The following is a 17,223-nucleotide window of genomic DNA, read 5'->3' as shown; positions in this document are numbered from 1 at the left end:
AACAAAGCACTATGAATAAAATGATTTATTTAAATATTTAACTATGAATAGAATTCATTAGAAAAAATAATAAATGCATTATCAATACTTTAATTTTTATAAACCCTACCATTATTGTAAATGATTCCTATTTAACTATACTTAAGCCGCTTATTGCATGCTCAACCTCCCTTTCAGCCCAATACGTTGATGACGCTCCTGCATTAACCCGATTTTTTGTATCGCTCAGGTATCTCTATGTCTGCTTTCTCCCCACGCAAAAACCTCATTACTGTTGAAATTTTAAAACAAAGCAGCCTATTCCTTTTATCTTTAATACCCGTGCTGTCGTGGGCAGAAACGACCTCAATACAACCCACTCAACTCGCAACCATTAATGTTCAAGCTGAACAGTCCGCCAGTTATATCGCCGCACAAACAGCATCAATCTTACGTGGTAATCAAAACAATCTAGAAAGCCCACAAACAGTCAATGTGGTGTCTAAGCAGTATGTGAAGGATTATATGCCTGCAAACTTAGACAATGCACTGACTCAAGTGAGTGGTATTACCCAAGGCAATACATTAGGGGGCACTCAAGATACCGTGATGAAACGCGGATTCGGCGATAATCGTGATGGTTCAATTACCGTCAATGGTATGCCGATTGTACAAGGTCGCACCATGAATGCTGCGGTTGAACAAGTTGAAGTGTTAAAAGGCCCAGCTTCTTTACTTTATGGCATCATGGACCCAGGTGGTGTGATCAATGTCATTACAAAAAAACCTGAAACAACACAAAAAACTGAATTTTCAGTTTATGGATCAAGTTTTGCTGCGGGTAAAAATGGTTTAGGTGCGAGTCTGGATACCACGGGTTCAATCAGCGACAGTAATTTTGCCTATCGTTTTATTGCCGATCATTCCGATGCAGATTACTGGCGTAATTTTGGCAATCTCAAACAGACTTTAATTGCACCATCCTTAGCTTGGGATAATGGTCAAACCAAAGTCAATTTAAGTTACCAATATCGTGACTTTGACATGCCTTTTGATCGTTCAACCATTTTTGATCCTAAAACGAAACAAGCCTTACCGATCTCGAAATATCAACGCTTGGATGAAGCCTTTAACCAAATGAAAGGTGAAGCTCATTTGGCACAACTATTAGTTGATCATCAGCTTAATGATAACTGGTCAGCTCACTTGGGCTATAGCTATAACTATGAAAGCTATGATGCTAATCAACTCCGCGTGACCAAGCTAAATACAGCCAACCATACGGTGACACGCCGTACCGATGCCACCTTAAATGCAGAAAGCATAGACAGTAATGCCCAAGCCTATCTCAATGGTTCGGTCAATTTACTGGGCTTAAAGCATGATATTCAAATCGGTTCAGATATCGAATACCGTAAATATTTCCGTCCAGATATGGTTCGTGGTGATAGCTCAACTTTAGATTATTTAAATCCCAAGTTTGGAACCGTTGAAGCGTCTCAGAATATCGTTGCATCCGATAGCGACCAAACCGATAAGTTGCATACCTATGGTTTTTATCTGCAAGATGCAATTCATTTAAATGAAAAATGGATTGCGGTACTGGGTGGTCGTTATCTGAATTATCAACAGACTGCTGGACGTGGACGACCATTTAAAGAAAATACCAATAGTAACGATGATGCTTGGCTCCCACATGCTGGCTTAGTCTATCAATGGAATGACCAACTTTCACTTTATGGCAGCTATACCGAATCCCTCAAACCCTCATCTTCAATCGCCCCATTAGGCGGCAATGCAGTCATTGATGCCGATGTCAAACCGGAGCAAGCCAAATCTTATGAGGTCGGTGCAAAATACGAATTCAATGATCGTATCAAGGCAAACTTTGCACTCTATGATATTAAGAAACGTAATGTTTTAGCCAAAGTGACCAATCCATCGAACAATGAAGTTGAATTGCATACCACAGGCGCAGTTCGTTCCAAAGGCGCTGAACTCGACCTGACAGGCCGTCTGACCGATCAGCTTGATGCGACATTGACCTATGCCTATACCGATGCCAAAGTCACTGAAGATGAGCTTGGTCTACAAGGCAACCGCTTGAATAATGTGGCACGTGATACAGCCTCATTAGCCTTAGCCTACAACTATGGCGAACTTTATCATGGCAAATTACGTTTAGGTCTGAGTGGCAATTATGTTGGCAAGCGCGCAGGTGATTCAGAAAATAGCTTTGACCTACCTGAGTATGCACTGGCCAATGCCTTTGTCAGTTATGACACCAGCATTGCTAAACAAGCGGTGAACTTCCAATTTAATTTAAATAATATTTTTGATAAGACCTATTACACGGCGAGTGTCAATAATTTAGCTGTGTCTCAAGGGGATTCTCGCCAAGCGGTATTACGTGCCACCTTTAAATTCTAATTATTGAATCGAGGCAGTGAATTATTTACTGCCCTTTTTTGGGATCAAAATGAAAAGGCTTATTTCTATCACGCTGATCGCACTTCTGTTTGCGTTAACATCTACTGTTTATGCACAGACAAAAATTGCGCTGATTTCACAGCTCAAAGGGTCTTCCTTTGCCAGCGATGTTGCGATTCAAAATTACTTACAACGCAAGGGCTATCAGGTTGAGCTACTCGATCAATCTGTTTCCCCCAACAGTTTAACAAACACCGATCTAGTGATTATCTCTTCAACGGTGGCATCCAAAAATCTGCAATCAGGTTGGCGACAACTGCCGATCTCGCTGATGACATGGGAAAATGATTATCTGGATGATCTAGCCATGACTGGCAAACGGATCGATACTGACTTTGGTGAAGTGGAGAAAGAACGTTACTTGTGGTTGGTCAATGCACCGCATCCCCTATCGGCGCATCTTTCTGCGGGGACACGCAACGTCTATCAAGCACAGGCACCCATGAGTTGGGGCAAACCAGGACTTGGGGCAACCATCATTGCGACCATTTATGGACAACCTGAAAAAGTCGCAATCTGGGGTTATGAAAAAGGAGCAACGATGGATTATGAATCACTCGCCCCTGCAAAACGACTGATGTTTTTTCTCAATAATGAGACCTTTGCGAATCTGTCTGAAGACGGTCTAAAACTGTTTGATGCCGCGATTCAATGGTCACTAAGCAAATAAAAGCCAAACTTAAATTTCAATGAACAGCTGTATTTCAAAATACATCCGTTTAAACTCCTAACAATACCGAGGCTCCAATGCGCTAAGACCTATGTTGTGTGATCATAATCCTAAAATTTTTAGGTGCACAACCAAAGTGCTGCACAAAAGCGCGGCTAAAAGCGGCTTGAGAGGCATAGCCAACTAATTCAGCGACTTGACCAATATTTTTATCTGTTTCTTTGAGCAATTGGCTGGCTAATTTCATCCGCCAATTTTTTAAATACAACATCGGTGGTACGCCAACCATTTCAACAAATTTTTTGGAAAAACTGGAGCGAGATTGTTTAGTCAGTTGGGCAAGCGAATTCACATCCCATTCATAGGCAGGTTGTGCATGCATCAACGACAATGCCTTACTCATCCTCGGATCACGTAATGCAGAAATCCAGCCTTTATGCTCAATCTTGTCATTAGCCAACCAAAAGCGTATCGACCAAACCAGCAGTAAATCAATAATCCGAGACAACATGACTCGGCTACCCAATGTTGGATATTCAAGTTCGAGCTGAATGGCCGCCACCGTCATCGGCACCCATTCTGCGACTTTTTTGGCATCATGATATGAGGGTACATGAATGTAACTCGGCAATCCTTCTGCCATCGCCTCAGCATAAATACCATTCAACTGAAAAATGCAACTCATCACAGTCGCAACTGAATTTTGTTCCTTACACGCTTCGATCGAATGTTCCAGCTTGCTAGGCAATACCAGAATATCGCCTGGCTGCAAAATCAAATCAATCTGCATCCGTTTGATGCTCAAGCGACAGCTGGCCTGCTGAATAATATGGATATAGGCAGATTGGGCAGGAAAAGACAGCTTTTTTTGTGCTGAGAGATGTTCTACGCCATAGATTTCACCTGAAATATTAGCGAAACGATAAATATCAAAGAAAATATCGGTTAAAGCCTGATTATCATGCTCATCAATCATTGTGTGCTTTTGTCCTTAAAAGTGTTTCTGCAAAAACATTGGCGTTTCAGTTATTGTAGCGACCGAACAAATCACCAATAATCTTTCTCAGAAGATTTCGTTAGTATAAAAAACACCCGCCTTCACTCAGATCTTTATACCGTACAGATTTCATTATTAAACATCATAAATTCAATATCATAGCATATAGCTAGGAGATAAATATGAGTACTCAACCAACCATTATTCTGGTACACGGTTTTTGGGGCGGTGCCGCCCATTGGACCAAAGTGATTACTGAATTGTCCCATCAAGGTTATAAAGCCTTACGTGCAGTGGAACTGCCATTAACCTCTCTCGCAGATGACGTTGAACGAACTCAAAAAATGATTGCCCAAGTTGATGGTGATGTGCTTTTAGTGGGTCATTCTTACGGCGGAGCAGTCATTACCGAAGCAGGCAACCATCCGAATGTTGTGGGTTTGGTTTATATTGCCGCCTTTGCACCAGACAGCAATGAAAGCCCTGGGGCAATTACCCAACAACACTTACCTGTTGCTGCGCCGAATCTAGAACCAGATAGTGATGGTTATCTTTGGCTTAAAGTCGATAAATTTCACGAAAGTTTCTGTCAGGATCTCACTCAAGATGAAGGTTTTGCCATGGGTGTCACTCAAAAAGCACCTTTAGCCAGTACTTTTGGCGATAACATTAGCAACCCAGCGTGGAAAACCAAACCCTCTTGGTATCAAATCTCAACCCAAGACCGCATGATCAGCCCAGAAAACCAAGCGGTGATGTCTGATCGTTTAAATGCCAAAAAAGTGATCTCCTTAAATGCCAGCCATGCTTCATTGGCTTCACAGCCAAAAGAAGTGACTGCCTTAATTACTGAAGCTGTGACATTTCTGAGTAAGTAAAACAGACTGTGATATAGGGAATAATTTGATTCCCTATATCCTCTTTTCATTCCACTCAACTTCGACAAAACCAAGAAAACCCAGTTTATAGTAAGTATTCCCAGATAATGTAGCCTAGACCGAATCCGAGGAATGCATACAAAGTAATAATGAAGAATACAAAACTGGCATTATTCTTTTTTTTCAAAAAACTCATATCGGCACCTTTGGCTTTGCTCAATTCATGTAGTTATAGTGCAATAAGATACAGAATAAAAAAAGACACAGAGTTTTCTAAAAAAAATATAACAGATCTATCGATACAAACCACAACTGTTATGAAAAACAGTCCCAAATATAATTGGCGCATGGATATCACCATGCGCCAATCGCCTCAGGAAAGTACCATTACAATCTTAATTGATTAAAAAACATCACGTTTTAAGATGTGGATTTTCAAGCGGTAAATCATGCTCTAAATGCGCATCAAAAATATCTGTCAGCATACTGTCATAGCGCTGCTCATTGTAATGTAAAAGGGATTCAGCCTCTGCTGCCGTAATAAATCCAATTTCAATCGCATTGGCAATATGCGCCTCAAAGGTCAAACCACTAAACTGATCTTTCGACTCTGCTTTTTTAAATTTATTCCACAACGGTTGCAGCTTTAATAGACTCTGGAAAGTGGACTCCATTCGCCCCATCACATCGTTGCTATCTGTGCTGTAATAGACATGTTGTTTCAACTGATCTCGGAACGCATGTTCTTGCATGATCAATTGCGCCACCTCTTGTTTCAACTGATCCGATGGTGCTGCAATTGGACGACCAAATGGGAAGCACAGTAATTTGACCATGCAGGCGGCAAGCTTCATTGGGAAATTATCATAGAAGCCAAAGAACGCTTCTTGCACTTGATATAAGGCTTTATTGAGGGCTAATGCTGCATGTTTCTGTTCAGCCTCAGTTCTTTGACCTTGTTCATAGTATTTCAAGATTGCCGTGGCAATAAATAAATTCGCATGGATATCGGCCAAACGTCCAGACAGCATTTCTTTACGTTTTAAATCACCAGCTAAAATCCCAAGTGCCATATCTGCAGTCAAGGCAAAATCGGCGCTGAAACGATTGATCTTACTGTAATACGCTTTAGAAAAATCATCGGCGTGTTTGGAACCATCATCAGAACCACCGCTAATCGAATATGCAAGCGCTTTGGCTGCACGATTAAAGGTATAAGCCAGATGTTTAAATAATAATGGCGCAAACGCCTTAAAAGCAGCAGCTTTATCTTCCGATTGCAACAGCTGCAATTCTTCAAACAAATAAGGATGGCAACGCATTGAACCTTGACCAAAAATCATCAAAGAACGGGTTAGAATATTGGCGCCTTCTACCGTAATTGCCACAGGAATCGATTGATACGTCAGTGCAAGGAAGTTTCTTGGGCCCAACTGAATTGCGCGCCCTCCCACGACATCCATACCATGATTCACCACTTTGCGCATGGTTTCCGTGGCGTAGTATTTGGCCATCGCAGTCATCACTGCAGGTGTTCCACCTTGGTTTAAACCACAAGTCACTAAATAACGGAATGACTCCAACATATAGGCATCACTGGCAATATCACTGGTGGCTTCTTGTACACCTTCAAAATGTCCCACGGAGATTTTGAATTGTTGACGCACACTGGCAAATGCACCGACCAGTAGATAACTCATTTCCCCTGCCGCGGTTGCTAAAGCAGGCAACGAAATACCCCGTCCCACACCGAGACATTCCATCAACATACGCCAGCCTTTACCTGCATTTTGCTGTCCGCCAATAATCCAGTCTAGCGGAATAAAGACATCGCTGCCCTCAACCGTACCATTCATAAACGGCGCACCCGGATTATGTCGTGGACCAATCTGAATACCTTCATGTTCAGCAGGAATCAAGGCACAGGTAATGCCATATTCCACTTTATTTTTATCACCAAGCAAACCTTCTGGATCGTATAACTTAAAAGCCAAACCAATCACGGTGGCAATCGGTGCCAACGTAATCCAGCGCTTGGAGAAATTCATTTTCAAGCCTAAGACTTCTTGACCTTGATACTGTCCATAACAGACCACACCCGTATCAGGAATTGCACCAGCATCCGAACCTGCTTCAGGACTGGTCAAACCAAAACAAGGGACTTCTGTACCATTTGCAAGGCCAGGTAAATAACGTTGTTTTTGTTCTTCTGTACCATAGTGCAATAGCAACTCACCTGGCCCAAGCGAATTCGGGACCATACAACTGACGGCAGCAGTCAATGAACGAGAAGCAATTTTGCTCATAATTCGACTTTGTGCAAACGGCGTAAATTGCTTACCGCCGAATGATTTAGGAATGATCAAACCGAGAAAGCCGTTATCTTTAATAAATTGCCAAACCTCAGGTGGTAGGTCTTTTTCCTGATGATGAATCTGCCATTCATCTAACATGGAACAGAGTTTTTGGACTTCATTGTCTAAAAACGCTTGTTCTTCTGTCGATAAAGTTGGATAAGGATATTGATCAAACTTTTCCCAATCAGGCGCCCCCATAAACAGTTCTTTTTCCCACCAACTGGTGCCCGCTTCTAAAGCTTCTCTTTCAGTGATACTCATGCTTGGCATCGCATTGGAAAGCAACTTAAATGCAGGGCGACTAATCAATGCATCGCGTAGCGGTGTGATTAGAAGAATAATACTGGCGAGAATGATCGGCACACCCAGTAACAAACTCCATGGTGTGATCAACACACTACACAGAATGGCGGCGACAATGGAAATAAGACAGCCAACTATTCGATTGGCTTCAAAATAAAAAACAGCCCATACCACAACTAACTGAATCAATAGGCCAAGCAATATCAATAATACAATCATATTTGCTCCTTTATCTCAGATTGGGATGAAGATGAAATGAGAAAGATCTAAATTAATTTATGATTTAAAGTCATTCTTCGACAAACAAAATGGCTATTTTTTATTCTACATATCGAAGTGCTATTTGCTTGATTAACTACTAAAATTTACACAAAGGCATTCAGATGACACTGAAAAATGAAAATTGTGATCTGGATAGAATACCGCGCTAACAAACTGGAATCCTTCCCCTCAACGATCCAAAAATAAAATCATCAATCACTGTTCCTTTTTCAGCCATAGAGCAAAAAAAGCATTCAAACCAACTATTGATAACAGCGATCCAAGCACTATTCAGATTGAACATGGAACGCTGTCATTATGAATAGTCACTTAATTTAAGATAAAGACATCATCCCACCACCCAATGCAGCCACCAACTGTGCCGAGTTTTTAAGATGCAATTGCTGCAACTCCAATAAACGTTCTTCTGCACTCAAACGTAGATTTTGCGCTGTGGCAACCTCAAGATAGCTCACCAATCCGGCTTGATAACGCTGTGTGGCAACCCGTTCATTTTCAGTAGATAACTTAAGAAGTTGTTGTTGCTCTATCATCTGTTTTTGAAACAGTGACGCTTGCAATAAACCATCTTCCACTTCTTTCCAACCCGTCAAAACTGAATGCTTATAGGCGGCAAGTTTTTCATCATAACTGGCCTGTGCCTGTTGAATATCAGCGCGCCGCTTTCCACCATCAAACACTGTACCTAGGACTTTTGCCCCAACTGTCCATGCGGTATTAGGTGATTGCAACAGCGTATGAAACACCTGACTATTGGCACTGCTCTCCAAACTGATGGTCAAGTCAGGTAACCATGCCGTTTGTGCTAAGCCTAATTGCGCATGCGTCATCGCCAGCTCTCGCTCAGTGCGAATCACATCGGGACGTTGTGCTAAAAGCCGGCTTGGAATTTGGTTCGGGATCATTGGTGTACTAAATCGATAAGGACTTTTGTTTAAATTAAAGGCAGCAACATGCTGTCCAACTAAAACAGCCAAAACATTTTCTTGCAAATCTCGACTGCGTTGTAGCTCTAACAATTGCAGCCCGACCTGTTTAAGTTGGGTCTCAGCCTGAATCACATCAGCCCGTGCAATCATGCCTGCTTGGTATTGCTGCTGTAAAATTCGTACAGATCGTTGATAACTTTGCTGGGTCTGATTTAACACATCCAGTTTGGCGTCGAACAAACGAATGCTCCAATAGGCCTCTGCGGCAAGCAGTTGCTGACTCAGCTGAATAGCAGCTAAATCGGCCGCAGATGCTTGTAGATTGGCCTGTTGACCTTCCACTGCTTTAGCCACTCGACCCCATAAATCAGGAATCCAGCTGGCAGTTAAATTGGTACTAAATTGACGGCTTGATGCTAGATTTTTTGTCTCGTTATGATGAGCACCTCCTCCTATGTTTAAGGTGGGTGCATAATTGACACGTTGCCCATCTAACAATGCCATGGCATGACGATACTTGGCTTGTGCCTGTTGGATGCTCAGGTTGTCCTGATCCAATTGTTGTAACAGTTTGGATAAAATCGGATCTTGATATATCTCCCACCATTGCGAAGAACTTGCTTCTACCTGAGAAACATCAATCCATTGCAGCTCAGCATATTTATACTGTGCTGCACTCGGAATAACGGGCTGCTGATAGGCTGCGGGCTTAAATGTATTCGACTGACATGCCGTAAGTAGCATGGCTGAGACAATCCCTATAGAAAATGTAAAAACTGTTTTTTTCATAGCGACTTCCTATTTACTCCAACGCAAGATATTCAATCGCAGTTTGAAGCGATTCAGGAATTGAGCGAATTTTTCAAATATGAGATACATCACAGGGGTGGTATAGAGGGTTAATAATTGCCCTAGTGCCAATCCACCGACAATGGCAAACCCCAAAGGCTGACGCATTTCCGAGCCTTCTCCCCAACCCAGTGCCAAAGGAATCGCACCTAATAAAGCAGCAGTATTGGTCATTAAAATCGGTCTAAAACGCAATGTTGCCGCAGCGATAATGCTGTCTAAATCGCTGTGACCTTGACGCCGTTGCTGCAAAGTAAAATCAATCAGCAAGATCGCATTTTTCACCACAATCCCGATCAGCAAAAAGATGCCCAACAAGGCAATCAAACTAAATGGAATCTGAAATAGCCATAAACTGAGCAAAGCACCCAAAGCCGCTGTCGGAATGGTCGATAAAATGGTAAAAGGATGCACAATACTTTCATACGTGATCCCCAAGACAATAAAAATCAGCACGATCACCGCCGCGATCAAAGCAGGTGTGCTTATTCCAGCCTGTAGACTTTCAGCTTCGACATCACGATCGGTCATGACAAAGATTTCTTTGGGCAGCATAATCTCAGGCAAAACCTTGCGAATTGCAGCATCGGCCTGTTCATAGCTATAGCCTTTCTTCACCACATAACCCACACCCATCGCTGCATATTGATTACGGCGATAGACCCGATCATTGCTAATGCCATAGGTCCACGTGGCAAAATTGCTTAAAGGCACATAGGCCCCTTGTTGATTCGGCACCTTGATATCCGCCAAGGCTTCAGGATGTTCAGTAAAACGTTGGTCTACTTCCATCACCACATAAAACTGGTCATTACGGTCATAAATTGTAGAAATCTGCCGTTGTGAAAAGGAGTTATTTAAAACGCTGGAAATATTTTCAATATCAATGCCAAATCGTTTTGCGGCTTCACGGTCAATATCTAAAGTGACGTGTTGAGCGCCTTCATCTCCTTGTGTTTCGACCTCTTCAAACTCAGGCAATTTGCGCATGGCCTCGGCTACTTTAGGTGCCCATTCACGTAATAAGCTCACATTGTCAGATTGCAATAACAATAAATATTCTTGAGCATTGCCACTGGAAAAAGGATCGTCCAATTCCAAATCTTGTTCGACATCCGCAGAGAACACTGCCCCTGCTTGCCAAGGTGCATTTTTCTTTAAACGCTCGACTACTTGTTTGGAGGTTAATCCGTCGCGTTCAGCTTTTGGCTTGAGACTGACCATCAAAAATGAGTTGGTCATCCCACCACCGCCACCGGAAGTACCGACTACATCTTGTACTGCAGGATCTTTGAGTAAGGCTTGGTTAAATGCAGCAATCTTTGGTTGCATGATTTGAAAAGAAAAACCATCATCGCCACGAATAAAAGCGCCGACTCGCCCCGTGTCTTGTTCAGGTAATACCCGTTTTGGTAATAAATTATAGATATAAACTGACGCCATGATTGCGGCCAGCCACAACACCACAATCAGATAAGCATGTTTCAGCACCCAATGCAGAGAGCGAATATAAGATTGGGTCAATCCCTGAATCAGATCATGGCTATAACGATACAGTCGTGGAGGATGATTAAGAGATAGAGGTTTTAAACAGCGTGCTGATAAGCTGGGGGTTAAAATCAAGGAAACAAAGACCGATAACAGCACCACAAAAACCAACGTGAGCGAAAACTCTCTGAATAAGCGTTCTATCACACCGCCCATAAACAAGACTGAGAGGAAAATCACCATCAATGCCAGATTCATGGCAATCAAGGTAAAGCCAACTTCTTGAATGCCTTTTACCGCCGCTTGTGCAGGAGAATCACCTTGCTCAATATAGCGTTCAATATTTTCGAGTACCACAATGGCATCATCCACCACCAAACCAATCGCCACGATGATCGCCATAATCGACAGGTTATTCAGCGAAAAACCAGCCAAATAAATCAGACTACAAACCCCAATTAAAGTGACCAGTAATGCCATTGTGGGAATCACTGCACTCTGCAATCGCCCTAGCATCAGTACAACAACGATCACGACCAACAGCATGGATAGAAACAAGGTATCTCTTGCTTCTTCAAGACTATTACGGACGATATTTGAACCATCCATTACCACCGTTAACTGTGCATCGCGTGGCATCAATTCACGTAAAGCAGGCAATTTGGCTTTGATCAGATCAATCGTCGCCACGGTATTGGCATTGGGCTGTCGGCTAATTTTTAATATCACCGCAGGCTGTCCATTGTGAAAACCACTGACATAGCGGTTTTCAACCGAATCACGCACTTCGGCAACATCTTTTAAGCGAATCACCCCTTCATCGGTGTGTCGGATGATCAGGTCGGCAAAATCTTGGGCGGTCTTTAATTCTGTAGAAAGTGCCACTTGCCAACGTAATTGCTGTTGTTCCACCACACCCAATGCCTGAACCACATTACTTTTCGCGACCACCTGCCGAACTTGCTCTAGTGACATCCCCGTTGAAACCAAAGCACTTGGATTGATGGTGATACGTACAGCTGGCATAGAAGCCCCATCAATCGACACTTCACCGACTCCACTGATCTGGGCCAAATTGGGTTGTAATTGATTGGATGCAATTTCGTATAGTTTTGCAGCAGAAAGCTGTTTAGAGCTCAGTGCCAAATAGAAAATTGGACTTTGGCTTGGGTTGATTTTGAAATATTCGGGTGGGCTCGGCATCCCTGCGGGTAACTGCGACATCGCCGCATTGATAGCAGCCTGAACCTCACGTGCCGCTTCATTGATATCGGTATTTAAATCAAAGTGCAAAACCACCTGCGTCGAACTTTGATTACTGGATGAGTTAATCGCTTTAACCCCAGACACCCCCATCATGGCGCGTTCTAAAGGTGTTGCCACCGTTGCAGACATACTTTCTGGACTGGCACCGGGTAGATTGGCACGCACCACAATGGTCGGAATATCCGCTTGTGGTAATGCCGCAACAGGCAAACGTAAATAAGCCAATATACCCAGCAAAACAATCGCAATCCCCAACAGCACACTGGCCACTGGACGTTGCACAAATACCGACAGCAGCGTCATTGCGAGGCTCCTGTCTGCTCTGAAAACTGACTTGCATCAGTTCGGGTTGCTTGCAGGCGATCAAAAAACAGATACACCACGGGTGTGGTAAACAAGGTCAGCACCTGACTCACCAACAATCCACCCACCATCACCAAACCTAAAGGCTGTCGCAATTCAGCCCCTGAACCAGAGGCCAGCATCAGCGGAATTGCACCGACGACCGCGGCCAGCGTGGTCATCAGAATCGGGCGAAAACGTAATAAAGCAGCTTGATAAATGGCTTGCTCAGCCGATAAGCCCTGATGACGTTGCGCTTCTAGCGCAAAATCGACCATCATGATGCCGTTTTTCTTGACCAAACCGATCAATAAGATAATCCCAATCAGCGCAATCATGTCCAACGGCCTCCCCACCATAAACAAGGCCAATAAAGCCCCAATTGCGGCAGACGGTAAGGTTGAAAGAATAGTCACAGGATGAATAAAGCTCTCATACAGCATGCCCAGCACTATATACATGGTCACAATCGCTGCAATCACCAACCAAAAGGTATGCTGCTGTGAATTTTCAAAAGCGGCCGCAGCCCCTTGCAGTTGTACCTGTAGCTCTGGCGGTAAATCGAGGCTCTGCTTAACCTGCTCAATTGCAGCAATCGCCTCACCTAAAGACACCCCTTTGGCTAAATTAAAGGAAATCCCAACCGCAGGAAATTGCGACTGTTGCTGTAAAAAAATCGGCGCATGTTTTTCGACAATCGTGGCGACAGAGCTTAATAAAATCGGCTGTCCCTGATTATTATGAATATAGGTTTGCTTTAAAGCCTCAATGCCTTGGGTGAGTTTTGGGTCTAATTCTAAAACGATGCGGTACTGATTAGACTGCGTATACAGAGTTGCAATTTGCCGCTGCGCAAATAGATTTTGCAGCGCCAAACTAATGTCTTCTAGGGTCAATCCTAAACGTGCAGCCGCATCACGATTAACCTCAATATAGGCTTGTAAACCCTGCCCTGCATCTTCACTGCTCACTGCCGCAAATGCAGGCTGCTGGCGCAAGGCCTGAACCAATTTGGGTGTCCACTCCTCAACCACTTGATTTTTCGGTGCAGTTACACTCAGTTGATATTGGGTACGGCTAATTTTGTCTTCAATACTGAGTTCTTGTACGGGTTGCATCCAACCTTTAATCCCATGTACCTGTGCAAAGTTTTCACTCAGCCGCGCCATCACATCCGTTGCGGGTTCACGTTCAGCATGCGGTTTTAAATTCACCAGAATACGTCCATTGCTTAACTTTGGATTATTGGCATCCACACCAATAAAGGAAGATAAGCTAGCAACTGCAGGATCTTTTACAATCACTGCTGCCAAGGCCTGTTGACGTTCACTCATGGCTTGAAACGAGATCTGATCAGGCGCTTCAGTGACCACTTGAATCACACCATTATCCTGTACTGGGAAAAAGCCTTTCGGAATCGACCAGTACAGCAGTCCTGCTAATAGCACTGTTGCCAACATCACCATCAAGGTCAGTACTTGGTGTCGAAGTACCCATTGCAACAACTTCGCATAGTGCTGAATGACGCGATCCAGACTCCATCGACTCGGTTGCTGTGCATGCTTCGGTGCATCTTTGAGTAAATAGGCACACATCATTGGGGTTAAGGTCAGAGACACTAGCAAAGACAGTGCAATCGCGGCTGCCAGTGTCACGGCAAACTCATGGAACAGCCGCCCAACGACATCGCCCATAAAGAGCAAAGGAATCAAAACAGCAATCAGAGAAATCGTCAAAGAAATTAAGGTAAAGCCAATTTCTTTTGATCCTTTCAGGGCTGCCTGCAACATGCTTTCACCTGACTCGCGGTGTCGTGCAATATTTTCAAGCATCACGATGGCATCATCCACCACAAAGCCTGTGGCAATGGTTAATGCCATTAAAGTTAGGTTATTGACCGAGAAACCAAGGAAATACATCAGTACAAACGTACCAATAATCGACAGCGGTACGGCAATACTTGGAATCAGGGTCGCAGCAAAATTACGTAGAAACAGAAAGGTGACCAACACCACCAGACACACGGCGAAAACCAGTTCTTTTTGTACATCTTTAATCGAACTTCGAATACTTTCGGTTCGATCAGTGAGTACGCGAATGTGAACATTTTCAGGTAGATTTTGTTGTAACTCGGGTAGGATTTTTTTGATTTGATCGGCCACTTCAATCACATTAGCATTGGGTTGTCGCTGGATATTTACCAAAATAGCCGATTGGCTGTCCGCCCACGCTGCCATATAGCGATCTTCACTGCCCTCCAGCACTTGTGCGACATCTTTTAGACGAATCGGTGCGCCATTATTCCAACGTAAAATCAGGTTTTCATAATCGGCGATAGAACGCATCTGATCATTGGCATCCAACATGGTCGATCGAAAAGGCCCATCAAAACTCCCTTTCGGTTGATTGGCATTGGCAGCAGCAATCGCAGCACGCACATCTTCAGCACTGAGCTTAAACGCTGCCAAGGCAGCTGGGTTCATCTGCACACGAATGGCGGGACGTTGTCCGCCTGCCAGACTCACCATTCCAACACCAGAAAGCTGTGAAAGTTTTTGTGCCACACGCGTATCGACCATGTCGTAGACCGTGGTCAATGGCAAACTTTCAGAACTAATCGCAAGAGTAATCACGGGCACATCGGCAGGATTCACTTTGCGATAGATGGGTGGAGTAGGTAAATCATTCGGCAATTTACTGCTGGCGGTACTTAATGCCGACTGTACTTCTTGCTCCACAATGCCCAATTCGGCAGATAATTCAAATTGCAGGGTGATCACCGAAGCACCGACCGAACTATTCGAAGACATTTGCTTCAAACCTGCAATCTTGCCCATCTCCCGTTCTAAAGGTGAACTGATGGTTCGCTGCACCGTATCTGGATTTGCACCCGGCTGAAAGGTATAAATCTGAATAATCGGATAATCGACCTGCGGTAATGCCGATACAGGTAATAAACGCCACACCAACAGGCCGCTAAAAAATAGCGCCAACATCAACAAAGTAGTGGCGACGGGTCGTACAATAAAGAATCTGGAAATATTCATGCGCTTACCCAGCTACAGTTTTTGCGGGTATTGGCTTAGAAACATCATCTTGAATGACTTGTACTTCTTGCCCTTCGGAAAGCCGATCAATCCCCTCTAACACCACCCGTTCATTGCCTTGTAAACCCTCAACAATCTCGGTCTGTCCTTGTGAAACCGCCCCTAGTTTTAACATCCGTACTTCGGCTTTATCTTCTTTATTCACAATATAAACATAGGTACCTTTTGCGCCATGTTGAATGGCATCACTCGGTAAATGCACCGCGTTTTGCAAAGTCTTGGCATTTAAACGAACATTAACAAATTGATTCGGAAATAAAGCATCATCCAAATTGGCAAACACAGCTTTAACCTTGAGTGTGCCGGTATTCAGATCAATCTGGTTATCCAGTGCTTGAACTGAACCTGTGGCCAATTGTTTTTGTTCTGCACGATCCCAAGCACTGACTTGAATGCTTTGCTTATTTTTTGTGGCTTGGCGCACTGTGTCTAAATAATTTTCTGCAATCGCAAACTGAATATACACAGGATGGATTTGGGTAATGCTCAGTAAACCTGTTGCTTCATTGGCTTGGATTAGATTGCCTGCATCCTTGAGACGAAAACCAACACGCCCCTCAATCGGTGCATATATTTTGGTATAAGACAGTTGTAACTTTGCCGTATCGACCTGTGCTTGGTTGGCTTGCATCTGTCCCTTGAGTTGATTAACCAAGGCTTGCTGTTGATCGACCTGCTGTTTGGCAATCGAGTCTTGCTTATACAGCAATTGATAACGATTCAATTCGGTTTGTGCATTTTGCAACTGCGCTAAATTTTGTTGCTGTGTGCCTTGTGCCTGCGCCAATGCCACCTGAAATGGGGTCGGGTCAATTTGTGCCAGCAACTGCCCTTTCTTGATATATTGTCCCTCTTCGAAATACAGCTTTTGTAGTACACCTGATACCTGACTTTGCACATTCACGGTATTGGCTGGCACGACCGTACCAATCGCCTTAATTTGTAATTGCAAGTCGCCCCGTTGTACCCCGACCACACGCACAGGCACGGGTTTGCTCCATTGGCTAAATGACTCTTGTTTATTTGCTTGCGACGTCTTCCAATAATTCCATCCCCATGCAATCAGCAATAGAAGCACCAATAATGTAATCAACCATTTGATTTTATTAGATCGAGAATGCTGTTGTGGTTTTAAATCAATCTGTTGTTCACTCATGACATACTCTACTTAATCAAACGAAAGGCATTAAAAAGATGGGAGAGGTAGAGAACAATAAAAGTTCCCTTACATTGGTTTAGTCGAACGAAAATCAAAATCAGCTCAATTTTTTCTGTAAAAGTATGTA

Annotated in this window: 10 protein-coding genes; 3 read left to right on the top strand and 7 right to left on the bottom strand. The window is 43.5% G+C overall.

Features of this window, described 5'->3' with window-relative positions; genetic code table 11:
* Positions 1 to 237: 237 nt before the first annotated feature.
* Together V6E90_RS02330 and V6E90_RS02325 are read left to right on the top strand one after the other, a co-directional pair.
* Positions 238 to 2,409 (top strand): TonB-dependent siderophore receptor, encoded by a 2,172-nt coding sequence (locus tag V6E90_RS02330; protein ID WP_332604415.1) that lies wholly within the window; start codon positions 238 to 240, stop codon positions 2,407 to 2,409.
* A gap of 49 nt (positions 2,410 to 2,458) precedes the next feature.
* Complete coding sequence (locus V6E90_RS02325; RefSeq protein ID WP_332604414.1) at positions 2,459 to 3,139, top strand: hypothetical protein; 681 nt, start codon at positions 2,459 to 2,461, stop codon at positions 3,137 to 3,139.
* An 82-nt stretch (positions 3,140 to 3,221) separates the two neighbouring features.
* On the opposite strand, the gene V6E90_RS02320 is transcribed toward V6E90_RS02325, so the two are convergent.
* Positions 3,222 to 4,115: an AraC family transcriptional regulator gene (locus V6E90_RS02320; protein ID WP_332604413.1), complete on the bottom strand. Its 894-nt coding sequence runs from the start codon at positions 4,113 to 4,115 to the stop codon at positions 3,222 to 3,224.
* A gap of 203 nt (positions 4,116 to 4,318) precedes the next feature.
* Here V6E90_RS02320 and V6E90_RS02315 point away from each other — a divergent pair, with 203 nt between their 5' ends.
* Positions 4,319 to 5,014 (top strand): alpha/beta hydrolase, encoded by a 696-nt coding sequence (locus V6E90_RS02315; protein ID WP_016541808.1) that lies wholly within the window; start codon positions 4,319 to 4,321, stop codon positions 5,012 to 5,014.
* 85 nt (positions 5,015 to 5,099) lie between these two features.
* On the opposite strand, the gene V6E90_RS02310 is transcribed toward V6E90_RS02315, so the two are convergent.
* The 6 genes from V6E90_RS02310 to V6E90_RS02285 all read right to left on the bottom strand — a co-directional run bounded on the left by V6E90_RS02310 (position 5,100) and on the right by V6E90_RS02285 (position 17,093).
* Positions 5,100 to 5,210 carry a hypothetical protein gene (locus V6E90_RS02310; RefSeq protein WP_005151495.1) on the bottom strand — a complete coding sequence of 37 codons (111 nt, stop codon included), beginning with the start codon at positions 5,208 to 5,210 and terminating at the stop codon, positions 5,100 to 5,102.
* A gap of 217 nt (positions 5,211 to 5,427) precedes the next feature.
* Positions 5,428 to 7,893, bottom strand: a complete 2,466-nt coding sequence (locus V6E90_RS02305; protein ID WP_332604412.1) for an acyl-CoA dehydrogenase — start codon at positions 7,891 to 7,893, stop codon at positions 5,428 to 5,430.
* A gap of 377 nt (positions 7,894 to 8,270) precedes the next feature.
* Entirely contained in the window at positions 8,271 to 9,674 is a 1,404-nt protein-coding gene (locus V6E90_RS02300) for an efflux transporter outer membrane subunit (protein WP_332604411.1), read from the bottom strand.
* A gap of 9 nt (positions 9,675 to 9,683) precedes the next feature.
* Positions 9,684 to 12,791, bottom strand: a complete 3,108-nt coding sequence (locus V6E90_RS02295) for an efflux RND transporter permease subunit (protein ID WP_332604410.1) — start codon at positions 12,789 to 12,791, stop codon at positions 9,684 to 9,686.
* Entirely contained in the window at positions 12,788 to 15,877 is a 3,090-nt protein-coding gene (locus tag V6E90_RS02290; RefSeq protein ID WP_332604409.1) for a multidrug efflux RND transporter permease subunit, read from the bottom strand. The genes V6E90_RS02295 and V6E90_RS02290 overlap by 4 nt, the downstream gene beginning before the upstream one ends.
* Positions 15,878 to 15,881: 4 nt before the next feature.
* Positions 15,882 to 17,093: an efflux RND transporter periplasmic adaptor subunit gene (locus V6E90_RS02285; protein ID WP_332604408.1), complete on the bottom strand. Its 1,212-nt coding sequence runs from the start codon at positions 17,091 to 17,093 to the stop codon at positions 15,882 to 15,884.
* Positions 17,094 to 17,223 lie beyond the last annotated feature (130 nt).

This window comes from Acinetobacter sp. ESBL14, assembly GCF_036668815.1.
GTDB lineage: Bacteria > Pseudomonadota > Gammaproteobacteria > Pseudomonadales > Moraxellaceae > Acinetobacter > Acinetobacter gyllenbergii.
This window is presented reverse-complemented; position numbering and strand designations above follow the sequence as displayed.

What these genes read in the sequence shown, in the direction of transcription:
- V6E90_RS02310 (WP_005151495.1), bottom strand. Translation starts at nt 5,210, where the DNA reads ATGAGTTTTTTGAAAAAAAAGAATAATGCCAGTTTTGTATTCTTCATT.
- V6E90_RS02290 (WP_332604409.1), bottom strand. Translation starts at nt 15,877, where the DNA reads ATGAATATTTCCAGATTCTTTATTGTACGACCCGTCGCCACTACTTTG.
- V6E90_RS02300 (WP_332604411.1), bottom strand. Translation starts at nt 9,674, where the DNA reads ATGAAAAAAACAGTTTTTACATTTTCTATAGGGATTGTCTCAGCCATG.
- V6E90_RS02330 (WP_332604415.1), top strand. Translation starts at nt 238, where the DNA reads ATGTCTGCTTTCTCCCCACGCAAAAACCTCATTACTGTTGAAATTTTA.
- V6E90_RS02285 (WP_332604408.1), bottom strand. Translation starts at nt 17,093, where the DNA reads ATGAGTGAACAACAGATTGATTTAAAACCACAACAGCATTCTCGATCT.
- V6E90_RS02320 (WP_332604413.1), bottom strand. Translation starts at nt 4,115, where the DNA reads ATGATTGATGAGCATGATAATCAGGCTTTAACCGATATTTTCTTTGAT.
- V6E90_RS02315 (WP_016541808.1), top strand. Translation starts at nt 4,319, where the DNA reads ATGAGTACTCAACCAACCATTATTCTGGTACACGGTTTTTGGGGCGGT.
- V6E90_RS02295 (WP_332604410.1), bottom strand. Translation starts at nt 12,791, where the DNA reads ATGACGCTGCTGTCGGTATTTGTGCAACGTCCAGTGGCCAGTGTGCTG.
- V6E90_RS02305 (WP_332604412.1), bottom strand. Translation starts at nt 7,893, where the DNA reads ATGATTGTATTATTGATATTGCTTGGCCTATTGATTCAGTTAGTTGTG.
- V6E90_RS02325 (WP_332604414.1), top strand. Translation starts at nt 2,459, where the DNA reads ATGAAAAGGCTTATTTCTATCACGCTGATCGCACTTCTGTTTGCGTTA.